The sequence below is a fragment of the Rhodococcus sp. HNM0563 genome (assembly GCF_012726195.1).
Taxonomy (GTDB): domain Bacteria; phylum Actinomycetota; class Actinomycetes; order Mycobacteriales; family Mycobacteriaceae; genus Rhodococcus.
In genome coordinates this window covers 101,537-118,052 of record NZ_JAASAF010000011.1, presented here as the reverse complement: position 1 = coordinate 118,052, position 16,516 = coordinate 101,537, and the positions used below count along the sequence as shown (strand labels likewise).

At 66.7% G+C, this 16,516-nt stretch carries 23 protein-coding genes; 4 read left to right on the top strand and 19 right to left on the bottom strand.

Going from position 1 to position 16,516, the window contains the following annotated elements; all coding sequences use genetic code 11:
- The first annotated feature begins 53 nt into the window (after nt 1-53).
- Nucleotides 54-665, top strand: coding sequence for a hypothetical protein (locus tag HCA61_RS22480; RefSeq protein ID WP_169690419.1), 612 nt, complete (start codon nt 54-56; stop codon nt 663-665).
- Between the two features lie 99 nt (nt 666-764).
- Here the strand turns inward: HCA61_RS22480 and HCA61_RS22475 are convergent, their stop codons facing one another.
- The 6 genes from HCA61_RS22475 to HCA61_RS22450 form a co-directional block, all read right to left on the bottom strand.
- Nucleotides 765-1,010, bottom strand: a complete 246-nt coding sequence (locus HCA61_RS22475; protein WP_169690418.1) for a hypothetical protein — start codon at nt 1,008-1,010, stop codon at nt 765-767.
- Between the two features lie 3 nt (nt 1,011-1,013).
- Entirely contained in the window at nt 1,014-1,169 is a 156-nt protein-coding gene (locus tag HCA61_RS22470) for a hypothetical protein (RefSeq protein ID WP_169690417.1), read from the bottom strand.
- A gap of 78 nt (nt 1,170-1,247) precedes the next feature.
- Complete coding sequence (locus tag HCA61_RS22465; RefSeq protein WP_169690416.1) at nt 1,248-1,952, bottom strand: hypothetical protein; 705 nt, start codon at nt 1,950-1,952, stop codon at nt 1,248-1,250.
- Complete coding sequence (locus tag HCA61_RS22460) at nt 1,949-2,263, bottom strand: WhiB family transcriptional regulator (RefSeq protein WP_169690415.1); 315 nt, start codon at nt 2,261-2,263, stop codon at nt 1,949-1,951. Before HCA61_RS22460 ends, HCA61_RS22465 begins: the two co-directional genes overlap by 4 nt.
- Nucleotides 2,260-2,475 carry a hypothetical protein gene (locus HCA61_RS22455; protein WP_169690414.1) on the bottom strand — a complete coding sequence of 72 codons (216 nt, stop codon included), beginning with the start codon at nt 2,473-2,475 and terminating at the stop codon, nt 2,260-2,262. Before HCA61_RS22455 ends, HCA61_RS22460 begins: the two co-directional genes overlap by 4 nt.
- 56 nt (nt 2,476-2,531) lie before the next feature.
- Nucleotides 2,532-3,836, bottom strand: coding sequence for a hypothetical protein (locus HCA61_RS22450; protein ID WP_169690413.1), 1,305 nt, complete (start codon nt 3,834-3,836; stop codon nt 2,532-2,534).
- 362 nt (nt 3,837-4,198) lie between these two features.
- Here HCA61_RS22450 and HCA61_RS22445 point away from each other — a divergent pair, with 362 nt between their 5' ends.
- Nucleotides 4,199-5,155 carry a hypothetical protein gene (locus tag HCA61_RS22445; protein WP_169690412.1) on the top strand — a complete coding sequence of 319 codons (957 nt, stop codon included), beginning with the start codon at nt 4,199-4,201 and terminating at the stop codon, nt 5,153-5,155.
- Nucleotides 5,156-5,553: 398 nt separating this feature from the next.
- On the opposite strand, the gene HCA61_RS22440 is transcribed toward HCA61_RS22445, so the two are convergent.
- From HCA61_RS22440 to dnaG, 6 genes are all read right to left on the bottom strand, one after another.
- Nucleotides 5,554-5,994, bottom strand: a complete 441-nt coding sequence (locus HCA61_RS22440) for a hypothetical protein (protein ID WP_169690411.1) — start codon at nt 5,992-5,994, stop codon at nt 5,554-5,556.
- A gap of 3 nt (nt 5,995-5,997) precedes the next feature.
- Nucleotides 5,998-6,318 (bottom strand): hypothetical protein, encoded by a 321-nt coding sequence (locus HCA61_RS22435; protein WP_169690410.1) that lies wholly within the window; start codon nt 6,316-6,318, stop codon nt 5,998-6,000.
- Between the two features lie 147 nt (nt 6,319-6,465).
- Nucleotides 6,466-6,969: a hypothetical protein gene (locus HCA61_RS22430; RefSeq protein ID WP_169690409.1), complete on the bottom strand. Its 504-nt coding sequence runs from the start codon at nt 6,967-6,969 to the stop codon at nt 6,466-6,468.
- A 79-nt stretch (nt 6,970-7,048) separates the two neighbouring features.
- Nucleotides 7,049-7,531, bottom strand: coding sequence for a hypothetical protein (locus tag HCA61_RS22425; RefSeq protein WP_169690408.1), 483 nt, complete (start codon nt 7,529-7,531; stop codon nt 7,049-7,051).
- A gap of 74 nt (nt 7,532-7,605) precedes the next feature.
- On the bottom strand, nt 7,606-8,289 hold the full coding sequence (locus tag HCA61_RS22420; protein ID WP_169690407.1) for a hypothetical protein: 684 nt from the start codon (nt 8,287-8,289) through the stop codon (nt 7,606-7,608).
- A gap of 106 nt (nt 8,290-8,395) precedes the next feature.
- On the bottom strand, nt 8,396-10,138 hold the full coding sequence (gene dnaG, locus HCA61_RS22415) for a DNA primase (RefSeq protein ID WP_169690406.1): 1,743 nt from the start codon (nt 10,136-10,138) through the stop codon (nt 8,396-8,398).
- 251 nt (nt 10,139-10,389) lie between these two features.
- Between dnaG and HCA61_RS26045 the strand changes: the two genes are divergently transcribed.
- Nucleotides 10,390-10,713, top strand: a complete 324-nt coding sequence (locus HCA61_RS26045; RefSeq protein WP_206040457.1) for a hypothetical protein — start codon at nt 10,390-10,392, stop codon at nt 10,711-10,713.
- An 80-nt stretch (nt 10,714-10,793) separates the two neighbouring features.
- Here the strand turns inward: HCA61_RS26045 and HCA61_RS22405 are convergent, their stop codons facing one another.
- The 4 genes from HCA61_RS22405 to HCA61_RS22390 form a co-directional block, all read right to left on the bottom strand.
- Nucleotides 10,794-11,273, bottom strand: coding sequence for a GNAT family N-acetyltransferase (locus HCA61_RS22405; protein ID WP_169690405.1), 480 nt, complete (start codon nt 11,271-11,273; stop codon nt 10,794-10,796).
- A 107-nt stretch (nt 11,274-11,380) separates the two neighbouring features.
- A complete protein-coding gene (locus HCA61_RS22400; protein ID WP_138845962.1) occupies nt 11,381-11,767 on the bottom strand; it encodes a hypothetical protein in 387 nt (128 codons plus the stop codon).
- A 169-nt stretch (nt 11,768-11,936) separates the two neighbouring features.
- Nucleotides 11,937-12,848 carry a nucleotidyl transferase AbiEii/AbiGii toxin family protein gene (locus HCA61_RS22395; protein ID WP_169690404.1) on the bottom strand — a complete coding sequence of 304 codons (912 nt, stop codon included), beginning with the start codon at nt 12,846-12,848 and terminating at the stop codon, nt 11,937-11,939.
- Between the two features lie 353 nt (nt 12,849-13,201).
- Nucleotides 13,202-13,837, bottom strand: a complete 636-nt coding sequence (locus HCA61_RS22390) for a type IV toxin-antitoxin system AbiEi family antitoxin domain-containing protein (protein WP_169690403.1) — start codon at nt 13,835-13,837, stop codon at nt 13,202-13,204.
- A gap of 130 nt (nt 13,838-13,967) precedes the next feature.
- On the opposite strand from HCA61_RS22390, the gene HCA61_RS22385 reads away from it, so the two are divergent.
- Nucleotides 13,968-14,588: a hypothetical protein gene (locus HCA61_RS22385; protein ID WP_169690402.1), complete on the top strand. Its 621-nt coding sequence runs from the start codon at nt 13,968-13,970 to the stop codon at nt 14,586-14,588.
- Nucleotides 14,589-14,715: 127 nt separating this feature from the next.
- Here the strand turns inward: HCA61_RS22385 and HCA61_RS22380 are convergent, their stop codons facing one another.
- From HCA61_RS22380 to HCA61_RS22370, 3 genes are all read right to left on the bottom strand, one after another.
- Nucleotides 14,716-15,108 (bottom strand): hypothetical protein, encoded by a 393-nt coding sequence (locus tag HCA61_RS22380; protein ID WP_169690401.1) that lies wholly within the window; start codon nt 15,106-15,108, stop codon nt 14,716-14,718.
- Nucleotides 15,109-15,110: 2 nt separating this feature from the next.
- Nucleotides 15,111-15,260: a hypothetical protein gene (locus tag HCA61_RS22375; protein WP_169690400.1), complete on the bottom strand. Its 150-nt coding sequence runs from the start codon at nt 15,258-15,260 to the stop codon at nt 15,111-15,113.
- Nucleotides 15,261-15,505: 245 nt separating this feature from the next.
- Nucleotides 15,506-16,450: a DUF932 domain-containing protein gene (locus HCA61_RS22370; RefSeq protein ID WP_169690399.1), complete on the bottom strand. Its 945-nt coding sequence runs from the start codon at nt 16,448-16,450 to the stop codon at nt 15,506-15,508.
- Nucleotides 16,451-16,516: the final 66 nt, after the last annotated feature.

Genomic DNA, 16,516 nt, shown 5'->3' with positions numbered 1-16,516 from the left:
GCGGCGATGCCCGTACGATCAGGGGCACGTGGGCTCTGTGAAGGTGTTTGGAGGTGTCGGTGGCCAGCGGTCTGATGTTGGAGCTCGAGGGGCTGCCTGACCGCGGCGAGCAGTTGGCTCTGCTCGGTGACCGCCGACCTGTTCGGGTGCCGGCCGACCTGTGGCGGCGGTGGTTGTCCGATCCGGTGATAGTCGCCCGTTTCGAGAGCAAGCGGTACCGGCGCGGTGAAAACCAGTGCTGGCCATGGATCGGCGCGATCTCCTCCACTGGTCACGCCAGTTACCGCGCGGCCAGCCTGCCCGGGCCGTCACGCCGAGGCACTGTTCCCGCGCACCTGTTCGCGTTCCAGCTCGCGCACGGTGTCATCACGCGACTCGGCTGGACAGCGACCGACGACGTCACGGTCTGCCATCAGTGCGACTACGCCGCGTGCACCAACCCCGGGCACATGCGACTGGGCACGAACGCGACCAATCGCATCGAGTACGTTCGGCGCCGGCGGAACCTGCACTCGCCGCTGGCGGATGTGCGTGGCGCAGCGGGACGGAGCCATGCGATCGCCGAAGCTGTGCGCGCGGGCCTGCGTGCCGGCGAGGACGCTGCCGCGATCGACGCGCGGATCCGCGCCGCCGAGGACGCCGGGCGACCCCTCTCGCTGTGGTAGACGCGGGGATCTCGGCGACGACGCTTTCGGCCCCGGCATCCTCTTCGGGACGTGATGCCACCGCCGGCCACCGAGATGATCGGATGGCCAGCGGTGGGGTCAGATCTCGTCCGTCAGCGCCGGGTCGTCCAATGCTGACTTCATCCGGCGGAGCAGATCGCGTAGCTGCGTGCGAGTGCCGTCGATCGCCGTGCACTCATCTCCGCTGATCAGCAGTGTGAACTTCCCGGGCGGCTGGACTGCCGGCTGGCCGGTCATGAGGTCCCCGTAGGGAAGTTCCTCGCCGGGACCGACGACCTCGACCGAGGTTGCCTCGGCGTCGAACACCTCGACCTTCACGCCCATCGGTTACTCCTCACCCAGGTCGATGAGTTCACCGGCGACGCTGAAGGTGACGGCCTCGCTGCTGGGGTCGAGCATGATTGCGCGGGCGAGCTGCGCTGCCTCCCGCGGTGTGTCCACATCTTCGATGTCGATCTCCCAGGAAACCTTGTAGTGAGCCATTTCCGTTGCCGTCCTTTCCATCTCAACTGTCCGCAGAGAAGGTAGGAATCGAGTCAGTGGGTTGTTTCAGCTCGCAGGTCAGACTGACGGTGTGTGATCCGGATGGAGCTGAGCGACGACGGCGCCGCGTGGGCGACTGTAGGTGGTGCCGTCGATGCAGGTGATCGTGACGACACCGGTGAGCTGCGCTGCGGTCACCTGCCGGACCTGGGCGACGCTCCGAACCCTGGTATGAGGTGCGATCCACATTCCGGGCTCGACGGAAGTGACCGCCACCGGCGTCCAGTAGCCGGTCGTGATGTCCCTGCGGGTCGTGGCGTAGCCCAGGTAGCCGATCGCGCAACTTGCGGTCCACGCGGCGAGGAAGACGCCGGCGGGCAGCGGGATGAGCCGAGCGATGATCAGGATCAGCGCCATGAATACGAGCGTCGTGGTCACCGCGACGGTGAGACCGTAGACGTCGAGGTTGCCGCCAGATCCGAGCAGTGCGGGTCGCGGGAGGCCGAGGTCGAGCCGGCCGTTGCGTCGGCGGCCCGGGATTGGCCGATCGGCGGTCGTTGGTGTGGGTAGGTCAAGCGCGTCGAGCGCGGCGGTCAACTGCTCCTCGGTCACAACCTGGGTCATCGTGCACGTGGGGCAGGTCCAGGCGGGGCCATCGATGCGAACTGCGACGAGTGCACTTCCATCGCGTGGGCACGCGAGGGGCTCGGTCGCGAAGTGAGCGCTCCAGCGGTTCAGTGCGTTGACGACGTCGTTCGTATCTTGTCCCGTGGAAGGGGTCATGCGGCGGTTCTCCGTTCACGGGTTGTTGCGAGCAGGCGCTTTCGCTCATTGGTTGTCATGCCGCCCCAGATCCCGAACCCTTCGTGGTGTTCCAGCGCATGGTTGAGGCACCGGACTCGGACGGGGCACTTGGCGCAGATCCGTTTGGGCACTGCCGTAGACGCACGTTGCTCCGGGAAGAACAGCTCCGGGTCGGTCTGGTTGCAGACGCCCTCGAGTTTCCAAGCCATGCCGCTGTCGTCCTCCACGATCCTGTCGGCGAGGAGTTCGGCCACACGACGGGGGGCGGTAGGTGGCAATGCGCGCGTCATGATCGGGCCTCCGCGTTCTGGGCTGGCGCATCGCTCGCGGCGACCGCGATGTCGGTCAGGTAGTCCTGGGCGAGGTTGCTGCGCCGCAGCAGGTTGTGTTCGAGGTAGGCAGCGAGGTCGATGGGCACGTTGCGCACGCCGAAGTCCCGTGCGTAGTCGGCGTACTGCTCATCGGTCATGGTGGCTTTGACCGTCAGGTCGATCGTGCGCATCCGTGTCTCCTGGTGGGGCTGGTGGTGGGGACGGTAGGGACCTGCTTCTCCGAATGTCAGTCCGCGCGGGGTGCGCCAAGTGCGGCGCGGGCCTTGGTGAGTGCGGCGTCGCGGAGAGACTCGGGGGCATCGCGAAGGGTCTTGCCGACGGTTCCGTGGTCGACGCGGTGGTCGAGCGCAACCTGCAGGTCGACGACACGCTCGGTGATCGAAACTTGTTCGTGGGCGGGTTGCGCGAGTGAGATTCCGCTCAGCGGGTTCTCGAAGGTGGTGGACCAGTACGCGGCATCGCGTGCTGCATTGGCCCACTCCCCCGCGAGCTCGTAGATGCCCTGCCGCTGCTGTGGTGTGGCGCCGACGATGCGCTGACGCAGGATCCATCCGCCGTCGCCGGTGAGAGCTTCCGACTCGGCGTCGATCCAGCGCTGCGAGGCGAGGCGATCGCGCACCATGTCGTTGATCTGCGCGACCGTCATGGTGGTGGCGTTGATCGGGTCGAAGTCGCGCTGTGGGCGCTGCCAGATCTCGCGCAGGGTCACCTGGGGTGCGGCGGCGTCCGGCAGGTCGACTTGCAGCCATCCTCGGGGCGACTCGTCGTCGGAGAATCCGCGTCGGACCGTCGAGCCGGTGTACCAGACCTGGCCACGTCCGTCGGGGTCTCCGAAGCCCTCGACCGGGCCGGGGGTGTGGAAGTCCGACAGGAGGGTGAGGTCGAACCCTCGGGTCACCCACTCGGTCGGGACGAGGCGGTCTGCGCCGTGCCGCTCGGCAGCCTTGTAGAGGCGTTCGTCTCCAACGAAGATGCCGTGCGAGCACAGGATATTGATGCCGTGGTCGAGTGGTTCCGGTTCGATCGCGATGCCCTGGTTGCGGAGATCCGGGTCGAGTCCGTAGTGGCTGATGACGTGCAGGTAGATGGCCTGGTCGGGGTCGGGTTGGTGGATCTCGTAGAGGCCAGGGTAAGGGCCGACGCTGTCTTCCGGCGTGCGGCGGCTGTCGGGGTAGACGGTGAAGGCGTTCATCGTGGGTCGGTCGAACATGGCGACGGCGGAAAGGTCTGCGCCGGAGCCTGCGCAGTGGTTGCCGCTGTTCTTGCCGTTCCAGAGGCCCGCGTCGAAGACGATGTCGTCGAGACGCTGGACTGATTCGACGTCGCGCGGCAGTGGGCGGGACCAGTGGGTGACGTCTCCGCCGTGCCAGAGGCCCTGGCATTCGGCGTCGATGATCTGGTTGACGGCCTGGTTGTAGGCGAGTTGGCCGTCGACGACGCGGAGGTTCCAGCCGGTGTCGCGGTGCATCCGCATGCCGCGGGTGCTGTAGCCGACGTGCGTGCATCCGATGGTGGCGAATCGGTAAGTCATGAACCAACGGTGACATTTCGCTTCTCCATGTGTTGCAACGCAACTCGGGGCAACCGAAACCGCAGCGCATCCCACAACTTCGCTCGCCGTGCGCTAGAGTGATCACCATCGGATCTGCCACACAATTTGCATAGGACATTCCCATGAGCACAGCTGCGCTCGGCGACCCCATTGGTGTCGTCGATTCTGCTGACCGTCGTCTTTGCGACGCCCTCCTCGACGTGTTCGAGTCTGACGAAACGTCGGATCGCGAACGCGCAGTTAAGGTTTGCGCGCGCTGCCCCCTCGTGCAGGCATGCCGAAACCGAACTCGAATCGAAATCCTCGATGGCATCGGCCCGTGCGCAGTCGTCCGTGCCGGAGTGGCATGGGACTACGACGGACACCCCGACGCCGACATCCACCCCGACGCCGACATCCACCCCGACGACACCGCTCTCGGATGGATCCCCGACGCCGCCAAGCGCCCAGATGGCGCTGACGCCAACAGCACTGACCTGGACAGGCCGGACGAGAATGTCGTCGAGCTCGCCTTCCACGACCCCGGCCTGCTCCGCGAGCATGAATTCAGCGTCGCAGAGAGCGAGGCGATCGTCCTTCGCGGCGCCAAGCAGGGGAAGTCGATGAACTTCCTCGGCAAGATCCTCCGCATGCACTACCGCAACGTGCACAAGCTCGCGCTCAACCTCGGCGTCCGCGACGCATTCGAAACGAAGCCTCGACGACCCAAGACGTTCGACGAGACTGTCATCGAACTCGAGACCCTGGTCCTCGAGCACGACACCGAGACTGAGTCCGAGGACCGCGCTGTTGACAACGGTCAACTGTCCTTCGACGATCTGACCGTCTTCGACGCCGTCGAGCAGGTCGCGCCGACCGACGCTGTTACCGCGGCCACCCCTTCCCGTACGCCCCGGATGCTGCTGGGCCGACTCGTCAGCCGGATCCCCCGCCGATTCCGCGCCGGCAAGGTCGACATCGCGAAAATCGTTCAGCAGAAGGCATCTTCGCCCCTCACGGATTCATCGCACGACGCGCACGGGATCTCCTCGGGTTCGTCGCACCCCACCCGTCGGACGTCGCCGACGGACAGGACCACCTCTCCGCTCACCCCCAGTAAGTCCGCGAGCGTGCACTCCCGATCGAAGCGCGCGCTTACTTCGACCGGGTCCTCGCTCCGAACTCGGCTTTGCACGGTGGGGTTGTCGAGGAGTCCCGGCGCCACCAGCGGAGTCGATCCTCCACGAACACAACCGGATCCAGTCAGCACATCCGGATTCTGCGGTGGGCCATCGTCATGGCCTCTGCCCCACCGCTGATCACGCTGACCACGCGCCCCGACCTCTGTCTCGAGAGCCCGCGTGTCCGAGGCCATCACCCGCTCCGATTCTGAGCGGGTCTCGTTCCTTCGCACTGCAGCAGTCGCCACCCCGTTCGATGAGCACGATCCGAACGGGGTACTCGTCGTGCCATCCACGGACTGACTGACGGCACCAGCCCGGTGTCTCACCGCCTTCAGCGAAGCCGGCTCACACGGCCTCCCGGCCCCTGCGGACTTGCCAATTGCCACCCCTCTGATGACCTCGCGCCGACCGAGGCGCCGGCCCTACAGCCCGGCATCCAAGGCCTGTCTGGTTATCAAGCTGCCGCACAACGCAATACGCCGGCGCACCCACATCGTCTGTGGATACACCGGCGTATCGCCTCGACCGAGCGGTCAGCCTGCCTCGTGCGATGTCCAGAACCGCTCCGGACCGAGGATGGCCACCACGGGAGCCAGCAGAGCCGATCGCACTCCTTGGCCGGCAACCAATGCCTCGTTCTCGTAGAGGATCGCCGCGGACGCGCTCACCGCGGCCGCCTCCGCGCCGTACGGAAAAACCCCAGGAAGCCGGGCGTCTCGACACACGGCCTCATGCGCCAGGAACGCGCGTGGGCGCGACTCCCGATAGAAGCCGATCGCGACACCGCGGCTTTCGATCGCCTCCGTGAGCTCGTCCAACGCGTTGCTCTGGGTGTCCAAAGCCGCTGCTGCAGTCTCTGCGAACAGCCGGGACTGGTCGGGATCGAGACACGACAGCCGCGCACGCATCGCATGGATGCGGGCAGCCTTCGTCGCGAGCCCTTGATCCGCCGCAGCATCCATCGTTGCGGTCATGGGTCAGTGTCCCTGCCCGTGCATGGCCAGCCCCTCGCCGAAGAGGACAGCGGCCTGCTTCAACTCGTTGACCAGCGCCGCCTTCCCCTCGCTCTCGGGCAACACCTCCAGCAGCTGGAGGTTCTCCTGTGCCGCGTCCCGCGCCTTCTCGAACTCCTCGGAGGTCTTCGGCCCCGACCGCGTCGACTTCATTGCCGTGCTGTTCTCGGTGAGCCGAGCAGTCAGCGCCTTGATCGCCTCCTTGATGTGGTCGTTGTTGGTCGCGGCCGTGACCACAGCGGCCTCGCTCTCGGTAAGGACCACGATGCTGTCGCGCTGGGGCATGTTCGTCTCCTGTCGTAGGGGGTCACCGGACGGGAAGCTTCCGGTGGACTCGGTGCGTGAGGCTACGTCGCTGGTTATCCAGACGGCGGCGACGCAAATGAGAACGGCCCGGTGACAAGAAATTCGCTTGTCACCGGGCCGTTTTGCTCACAACTGGACCCAGATCTTCCCGTCCCAGAACCGATCGAACTCGTTCTCGGGCTTCTCCAGGTGTGCCTTCACACCGGGTGAGTCGGCGAGACCACGGAGCGTGGTGTAGCCGCCGGAGTTGAGGACGGTTTCGCCGGGGCGAAGGACGGGCGTCTCGCGGCGTGCCGCGCGCCGGAGCTGCGCCGCGACCTCGTACTCGTTGATCAGCGACTCGATCGCGATGCCCTCGGGTTCGTAGGCAGCGTCCTCGGGGTGCAGGCTCTGGTAGTCGGCCACCCACCGGTCCCATGCCTCGCGGTGTTCCTGCGCGGCCGTTGCCCAGAACACCATCACGGTGCCGCCACGGCCGTCGTGCTCGACGTTGGCGACCTTCTTGCCCTTGCGCCGCAGACTCGCGACGTACGCGACGCCGTCGGAAGTCAGGTGGCCCTTGAAGGAGGCGATGGACCAGTCGAGGTCCGGGATGGGCAATTCCGTCGCGGGCAGGGTCACGGTTGCCATGGGAGTCCTTTCGGGAGGTTGTTGGTTCGTCCCGAACGTTATGGACTGTGATGGCAGGTGTTTCAGGCCTCGTGGGCTGTCAGGCCGCGGTGTCGAGAAGTGCCGATACCGGCTTGAGTGCCCGGTTGACGAGTTCGCACAGTGTTGCGATCACATGGCTGATCTGTGCCGCCTGGTCGTACAGGTGTCGGGCGGAGAACACGTCGGTGTCGCGGGAGACGTTCGGCAACGCGAGTCGGATGGTGTCGATGTTCGGGAGGTCGAGGTATACGACGCCGCTGAGGGATTGCTCGTTCGGTTCGGGCCCGACGAGTTCGACGGAGACCTCGAGGGCTGTGCCAGCGACCGCACCATGCACGTCGAGGGCCGGATCGGTTGGGGGCAGCATCCGCCAATCCCCGGTGAGGAATTCGTAGAGGATGCCGTACGCGCTGTCGAGGTAGGCGGAGCCGTGGTGAAACCACGGATCTTTGGGGAGCAGACGGTCGATCCGGTCTTCGTCGGCGATCAGGTATGCCGCGAAGCTGGCGACCGTCGCGGGGTTCGCGCTGACGGTGATCATGGGTGTTCCTTCCGTGAGCCCATAGGGTAGTTTCGGCCCGCCACGACGCGGCGGGCCGGCGCTGCGGCTGTTGCTCAGACCTTGGAACGCAGGATGCCGAACAGGGTGTTGACCAGCTCTTCGACCGGGCCGTCGGTGGCGGCGTCCTTGAGCGCAGTGATGGCGTCGAGGACGTCGTGTGCGTTGTCGGCGCGTGCGGCGGCGTCGAGGTCGAGCACGTGGACCGCGGAGCTGGCGTAGCTGACGGTTCCGTCCCAGATCACGACGAGGGGGTTGGCGGCAGAGGGGTGGTGGGAGGTTCGCGAGGTTTCCGTCGGCAGCGGCGCGGGCTGCTCCGGCTCCTGCTCCGGTCTCGGCTGGGCGACCGGAGACTGGGCTGCGGGCTGCTCCGGCGTGGGAGCGGCGGTCCGCGGCTTCGCGGGCTCGGACTCGGGCTCGGTGGGGTTCGGCTGCTCCTGCACCGGTGCGGCCGGTGCTTCTGCAGTCGGCTCCGGGCCGGGCGTGGAGGTCTGCGGGACGGCGCGGATGGGCTCGGGGTCCGGGGTCGGCAGTGCCGGCTCGGGTGCGGGGTCCGCGGGCGCGGTGGATGCAGCGGCGGTTTCGGTCACGGTCGGCGCGTTCTCGGACGTGGTCGGTGTCGGGTCGACGCTGGGCGTCGGCTCCTCTGCCGGCGCGACGGCCGCGGATCGTGTCGAACCGATCGGCTTGACGGGGCTGCGCCGACCGCGACTGCGGGGCGTGGTGAATCCTGTGGTCATCGGTAGGTCCTTCCGGTAGGTGCGTTCTCGATCGTTGTTCCGAACGTAAGCAACGATGCCGACACCAACTCCCCGGTGTTTCAGTCTGTCTCGCCCGACGTCGAGTTCACCGCATGACGCGGGACAGGCCCGCTGCCAGCTGGGCGAACCTGCCAATCGAGGCGGGGTCGGTTGGATTCGAGCGCACTGCAGCCAACCGCGCCGGACCGTAAACTCGCGCGCATTCGCTCACCGCTCGCATCGGTTCCCGCTGGTCCGGCGTGCCGGCCCGTAGTGCCGTCACTGCGGCGCGCGCTGTCTCGTCAGGAGCGGTGGACAGCAGCCAGGCCCACCGATCCGGGGTGTCCGTCGGGGCGGCTGCGGCGCGCTCGACGACGGCGCAGTACCGCTCGGGCAGCAGGTCCGCGGGTTCGAGCACGTCAGGTAGTCGCAGACGGCTCCACAGCGTCGGGTCGTCGACGAGCTGGGCCGCGAGATCCCGGATGCAGTCCAGGTGCTCGAGGGGGGTGACGGTGGGAGACGTGGCCGTAGGGGGTGGGGCGTTGACGTTGAGTTGCCCCACGGGGATCCCGAGTTCGCCTGCGAGCCATCGCCGGTACCGCAGGATCAGGATGTCGTCGGCGAGTTCGTCGAGCATGGCTGTCGCGCGGCGCGCGGCCACGGCCGCCCTCTCGGGGCTGTCTGCGTCGGCGAGGAGGCGGCCGAGCATCTGCCGAATCAGAGGTTGACGTGCGTTTACGGCGTCCCTTACGGCTTGGTCGCCGTGATCGGCGCGCAGCTGACACGGGTCCGAACCGCGCTCCCCCGGAACTGCGAGGGTGACCGTCGCGAACTGGTGGCAGGCGACAGCGATCTTCCAGGCGGCGGTCTGGCCCGCATCGTCCGCGTCGAACATCACGACGATCTCTCCGTCGGACCCGAGGAGTCTGGACAGCAGTCGTGCGTGTGTCGCGGTGAAAGCGGTGCCGCACACACCGACGACCTCGGGATGTCCGGCGGCTGCCACTGCCATGACGTCGGTGTATCCCTCGACGACGATCACGCGTCGCTGCCTGACGATGGCGGGTCGTGCGGCTGCAAGCCCGAAAAGCGTGTCGGACTTGCGGAACAGAGCACTGTCGTCGCTGTTGACGTATTTGCGGTAGCGGTCGGGGTTGTGGCCGGGGTCATCGAGGCTGCGACCGGCGAGCCCGACGATGCGGCCCTGCGGGTCGCGCAGGGGCCAGATCAGTCGGCCGGCGAAGGTGTCGTAGGGCTGACCGGCCCGGCCCCGACGGATGAGCCCGGCATCGTGTCCAGCATTCGCGGGCAGCCCGCGGGTGGCCAGGTGTGCGCCGAGGACCGTGGTGCGGCCGCGAGGTGCGAAGCCGATCCCCCACTGACGGATGTGCGCGTCGGTGAAGCCGCGCTCGGTCAGGTACTCACGGGCAGACGCGGCGGCGGGGTCGTCAGTGATCGCGGTTGCGTACACCTCGGCGGCGATCTCTAGGGCTGCACGCAGCAGTTTCGGTGTCCCTTCTGTGCTGCTGCGGTGTGCCTGCTCGCGGTCGGTCAGGATCGCCGCCCCAACCTGTTCGGCGAGCTGTTCGACCGCTTCACGGAAGGTGAGCTGCTCGACGAGTTCGAGAAAGGTGATTACATCCCCGCCTCGGTCGCACCCGAAGCAGTGAAAGACCCCGGTTCCGGGGTTGACGTAGAACGAGGGCGTCCTTTCGTCATGGTCCGGGAGCGGACAGCAGCCCTTCGCCTCTCCCCTGGATGCAGGAACCAGACGCGTATAGCGGGCGACGATCTCGTCGATCCTGGCCCGCTCCCGGATCTGTTCGAGGGTGTCATCGGGGATCCTCATGCAACGCTCCTCACGGTTACCGCGCCGAGAGCCAGCTGGTGGCCCCGCTCGACGCTCGCTTGATGGTGCTCCAAGCGGCGGAGGCCACCGTACGGTCGGGCTTCACCACGCCGACCGATTGCCAGAGACGCCTCCGCGGCCGGCAGCGCAGCACTGGCAGTGTGCAGCAGGGATGGGGTGTGAAACACCAGGCAGGTACGGATTCGACGATGGTGCCGTCATTCTCGATCACTACGAAATCTGGAGGACCCATGCCGGTGAAGGCATTGCCCACGTTGCGGGCTGCGGAATCTGTCGAGGATCTCGCGAAGGCGATGGTCCTTCACAGTCAGACGCCCCGTTGCTACGAGATCGAGGATCCGGCGGAGGCGAACGCGGTGCGGGCGCTGAACGTCGTGGGAGTGCTCGCCGACTACATGCGGCTGGTCGGCGATGCCGGTGAGGATCTGAAGATCGGGGTCCTCGATCTGCTTGTTGATCTGCACCATCTCACGGATGCGGTTGGGGTCGACTGGGATGAGGTTCTCGACGACAGCAACAGGCACTACCGAGCCGACGTTGCGGGCGAACTCTGATCGTTGGAGGTCTCGGGCTGGCTGCGCGTGATCCCGATCCCGTGGCCAGCCACCACCGGCTTCGCGTGGGTGAACAGCGGTCAGTTGAGGTGCTTGGTGAGGTGGATCAGGGCGTAGCCGGCGGGGGTCGGCGTGCGCCCGGTTTTGCGGTAACCGTGTCCTCCGTACAGGCGCAGGTTGGCTTCGCTGTGTTCACCGGTGAACAGTCGTAGTTCGGTCACTCGCGGTTGCAGGTGCATCTCGGCATGGTGAAGAAGTTGGGTGCCAAGGCCGCGACCTTGCTGGTCGGGTGCGACGAGGCGGCCAAGTTCGGCCGCATGGGGTTCGTGGTTCATGCGGGGGAGGCGGACGGCAGCGATGAGGCGTCCGGTGTCGTCGCGGATGCCTAATGCGGTGACCGCGGGCTGGACGAGTTCGGTGATCAGTTCGTCGAGGGTTTCGGTCAGCGGTGGGAGTTCGAGGTCTCGGTGGGCCTGCGCTTCGGCGACGTAAGCGGCGCGTTGGAGGGTCAGCAGTTGCCCTGCATCGGCGGTGGTCAGGGTCATGGGTTCGTATGGCATCGGTCCATCGTCCTCGCTGGTGCTGGGGTTCTCGCATTGGTTGGACAGAACCCATGGCCAATCCCGGTTGTCGGCGCTGGTTCATCAATTGGCGGCCAGGCCGGAGGTCAGGCGTTGGACTCGGTGGCTGACTTCGACGCGACCTCAGGTTGGGGTTCCATATCCGCGCCGGTGATTCGGATGAGGGATACCGCGGTGAGGGCGAGGCCAACGAGGATCAGGAGCAGCGAGAACGCGCCGTAGCCCTGCAGACTGGGACCGGTGCCGATGAACCAGCCAATGAGGGAAATTGCGGCGAGGATGCTGGAGGCGATGGGGCGAGCGTTGGCGGCGTAGCGGCGAGCGAGCCAGACCAGGGCAATCGAGGCGAGGACCGTGGCGACTGCGGGCGCGGGGATCGCGAGCAGCACCAAGGGGACGTAGAGCCACTTGCGGGCTCCGATGCCGGCAGCGGCGACGAATGCGGCCATCGGGATGATCAGCGACAGGGTCATGGTCGGCTCCTGGTGTTAGGGCGGCGGTGCGGTTTCACCGTCTCGTGCGCCGAGTTCCGTTGTTGCAGCGGCGATCTGTGCAGTGCTGGTTTGGGCATTCGCCACGTGCGAGGGTGTCGGACAGCGTGAGTGCTGGCCGGGAGGGTGCCGGGCGTGAGCCCCGGGACGGTTAGTCGTCGAGCCAGGCGCCAGCGTCCGGGCACCACGTGCCGGTGGTGCGGGTGCTGTCGAGCAGTGGGTTCAGGCACGCGCCCACCGTCGCGAGGGCGTGGTCGAGATCGGTGTACTCGGAGGGGAGTCCAGCGAGTCGAGCGGTGCGACGGTAGCCGTCATGCCAGCGGTCGCCGGGTACGGATATGGCTGTGACGGCGGGCATCTGTCGACGGCGGAATTCGCTGGTGAGCGCCGCATGGGTGTCGGCGGCGGGGATGGCGCAATGGGTGACGATGAACAGCAGATCGACCAGGTCGTGGAAGCGGGTCGACGGCGAGCGACGCGGGCCGTAGCGGAAGTAGGTCGCGGCGATCTTGTCGGCCAGCTGGTCCGCGATGGGATAGAGGGCGATCGCGGGCGTGGGTGTGAGGCCGTCGAGGTCGAGGACCGGTGCCGGAGCGAGGCGTTCGATGTGACCGACGGTGCTGCGGCCGACGACCAGGTCGACGGGGAAGTTCCCGGCGGCAGTCGTGCCAAGGTGTGCGCTGACGCGCACGGTGGCACCGCCGGTGAGGCCGTGCAGGGTGGTCGGGACGCTGATGGTGAACCGGATCGGGTCGAGACCGTCGGTGGCGTTGATGATGGCGCGCAGGTCAGCGATGGCGGTTGCGGCGTCGGTTCCGCGGCTGGTGTGGAGCAGGTCGAGGTCTTCGCTGTGGCGTGCGCCTGCGAGGCGGATCAGCAGGCCTGTGCCGCCGGTCAGGATCCAGGGAGCGGTGGGGTCGGCGAACACGCGGGCAAGGAACCGTTGAGCCAGGAACTGGCGGCGGACCTGTGCGGCTGGTGCGCCGGTGGCAGCAGCTACGGACTTGATGCGTGCGTTCAGGGCCATGTGGAAGGCGCCGGCGCTGCGGTATCGCTGGGTCATGCAGGGAATCGTCTGCGGCGGTGGTTCCCGGTGTTGCAGTGCAGTTTCCGGTCCGGGAGGGCGACGAATAGCCGGCGTCTCCTGGGAGCGTGAGCGTGTTCGCGGACAGCGGGGACCGACAGTTCATGACGCTGCAGTGCATTCCCGCGTCGCCGGTAACAGCAGTTGAACGTCGGCTTTTGGGGCGAGCCTGCTGGGATTCACCATGGCATCCCGTGGCACTCGTACCGGGATGTCTGGGACAGGTTGGAGGACGATCGCCGGGCAGAGTTCGAGGAGATGGTCGGTCTACCGTTGTCTCCCGGCGATTGAGTAGACCCCGTGTGCCCCGAGGATGAACCTCTGGGTGTTGGTCAGGCGAGGAGATGCTCGAGCAGCCGCTGGCCGTTGTTGCGGGGGTGGCCGTAGCGGCGGGAGTGCCGGTCGAGGATTGTGGCGGCCGCGTCGTAGGTGAGTCGTCCGGTGCTGATTGCGGTGTGGATGATTCCGGCGAGGTGGCCACCGTCGAGGAGGTCGGCGGCGAGGTCGTCGATGGTGCGTGCTGCGGTGGTGACGGGTAGGCCGTCGACGAGCTCGGTGTCGTCGGAGGCGAGGGTGCCGACGTGGAAGCGTTGGTCGGTCAGTCTGGTCTGGCGGCGGCGCGGGAGGGTGAACTCGAGGTGGTCTGCATCGACGTCGCCGAGCTGAAGGACCTTGGCGGCACTGCGGTGTGAGACGGCTGCGGTGATGGGGTTTTCGGTGAGGCGTTCGTCGGCGGTGCGGGTGGGGTCGAGTGCGAGCCAGGCTGCCCGGAGGTCTTCGTGGGGGTGCCAGGGGGCGCCGTGGATGCGGTGGATGCCGTGGCGGACGTGGTGGATGGCGCCGGCGTCGGCGAGGGTGGCGAGGTGCTTGGGGTGCATGCCGGCGGCGCGGGCTTGGGCGGTGGTGAACAGGCCCCATTGGGTGGTGGCGAGTTCGGCTGCGATTGTCAACCAGCGTGTCCCGTTCATGCTGCAAAAGTACCCTCTTATGGGGCGGGTATTTCAGTCACGTTATCGGGACTGACTTCACGGCCAGCACTGCCCCTCGAGACCGGACAAATCCGGTAACCGTTCCGGGCGACCCAACGATCCACCATGTATGAAGACCGCGTTTCGATTCGCTGCCCTCGGGCTAGCCGCCATCGGTGCACTCACGGCCTGCGGCAGCGAGGCTGCACCGAACCCCTCGATTCCCTCACTGGACACCCCTACGGCCGACGCCACAACGACAGCCCCCTCCACCCCGCCGAAAAGCCCGCGTGGCGGTTTCCTCAAGGAGCTTGGTCAGCCTGGTGGGATCGGATGCAGTCCCGACACCGGCGTCTGCGACATCTCTTTCGCCATCACCAGCCTCGAACTCGCCGATTCGTGCACCGGCTCCATTGGACAGACCGTCATGCCCGAGAAGGGCAAGTTCCTCATGGTGGACATGAGCGTCGCCACGGCCCAGGAGCCCCTCGACGACCTGTCGACGTATCCCGGAATTTTCAACGAACACGAGTGGCGCGCACTCGACAGCGCCGGCATTACCCATGCAGGTCTGAATAGCTCGCCCGCGTTCATGTGCTTCCTCAACAGCACACCGCAGTCGTTCTCTCCCGCCTCGCAATATCAATTCACCTTCGCGCTGGAGGTACCGGCGAATACTTCGACCCTGATCTACGCCCCGTTCATCACAGACGGTGAGACCTGGGAATGGCCATTGCGCCCCACCGTCTGACCGCGTTCCCACAGAGCCAGCCGTCCGCCTGAGGAACCCGACTTCCTGCCCGGGACATCGAACCCGGAAAGACCTGATGCCCCACCCAGCCTGCTGGGCTGGGGCATCAGGTAGAGGGGGCGTGAGACTAGGCCACCTTCGGGTGCACGGTGTCGACGATGCTCGGCCGAGTTGCGGAAGTTACGTCCAGAACCCGGATCACGTATGCCTCGGCGTCCCGGTTGTAGGAAACCGACCGAGACGGCAGAGCGGCGACTGCTTCCTGGAGTTCATCGTCAGGATCGATACCGTCGATCTCCTCCGTTCCATCGATCAGATCGCTTCCGTCCGCGGTATACATCCCGAACAGGTAATACCCCTCTGCGTCGCAGCCGAGGCGTAGCTCCGCGGCATCAGGGTGCTTGTCCCGAGCCACCACGCCGACACGCTGAACCTTCAGGCTCGCAAGGGCGCGCTGTGCGTGTGCGACAACCTCGTGCCACACGTCCAACTGAGCGTTGATCTCGGCGACTGTGGTCATGGTCAACGCGCCGCCTCAGCAATCGCGCGGCGACGGGTGGCGGAGCGGTTACCCCGCCACTTGCCCTTCGCGGCGCGTGCGCGGCCGTTGGGCTGAAGCCGCCCGGACGCGTGGGCGACGTTGAGCTTGTGGCGGAGCTGCCGGGCACTCATTTTCCCGGTTGGCTGCACGATGGTCATCACGGGTGTCCTTTCTGCTGGTTGGAGTGATGACTCGACCCTGCTCCCCTCCGACCTGCAGTGTTGCAGTCCTAGTACCCGGAAAACACGCGATACCCGTGATACCCGTGATACCCACGGTTCGCGGTAGGTCGGCTGAATTAGGGGCGGACAGCACAACGCGCCGACGAGAAAGGGCGGGGAGGCCTGCAGGCCTCCCCGCCCTTTCCAGCGAGCGATCAAACGCCGGCGAGAATCTTCATTGCCCGGTCCTTGGCGCCTTGGGCGGTGCCGTCGAGTTGACGCGTCGCCCGGGCGTCGTCGCCGCCCCGGACCGGTGCGAACCAGTCGACGTACTCGGTCAGCGCCGAGTACGCGCCCCAGCGGCTTCCCCGGCCGAGATCGTTGGTGTCCGCGAAGCGGAACAGTTCGATCAGCTCGTGACGACGGCGCTCCCACCGGCCGAACTCGCGCGCGTTCTCTTCGTCGGGCCGCGGGTACATAGCGTCGATGAACGCGCCGAACTCAGTCAGCGTCATCGGGGTGTCGAGCATGTGATCCGCGATCGCGCTGAACTCCTTCGCGAAGCGGACCGCGCCCTGAACCATCGTCGTAGCGGCAGCGAGTCGATCGTGCGCGGAACGGGTGTGACCGATCGCGAACGTAGCGGGAAACCCGATGTTTGCGGTCATCCCATTCGTGCAGACCAGACGCTTCACTCGGGCCTCGCCCGAGACGCGGCCGGACCCATCGTGGGCAGTGCGAAGTAGGAGCGTGAAGGCCACCAGATCCTTGCCGCCGACCTTCACCGCCGCATCCGGCAGATCCAGCTCCAAGTACGTCTGTCGACCCCCGCGCAAGGCGCCGCCGGTGGCGAACCGGGCGCCCATCGCGACCGCAGCGTCGGCGGCGGCGAATGCGTCCGCGTTGGTGACAGGTGTGTACCGGGCACCGCCGAGGTGCAACGCCTCCTTGGTGTCCGAACGCAGGAAGAAGCGCATCCCCGGCATGCCGGTCATGGTGACCCCACCTGGGGTGGTGAGGGCGAAGCTATCGGCCGGGTGCTCTTCGATCCCCCAGGCCAGCCCGGCGAGTTCGAGGGCATCGTGGACGTTGCGTGCGGCGCTGATGTCGGCGCCGAGTGCGCGGCTGGCGGGGATGCGGGTGGCGGCGGGAGCGGTCATGTGAACCTCCGATGTGGCTGGGATGCGATGTCGGATTCGACGCTATGAACGGGCCGCTGCTGTGTT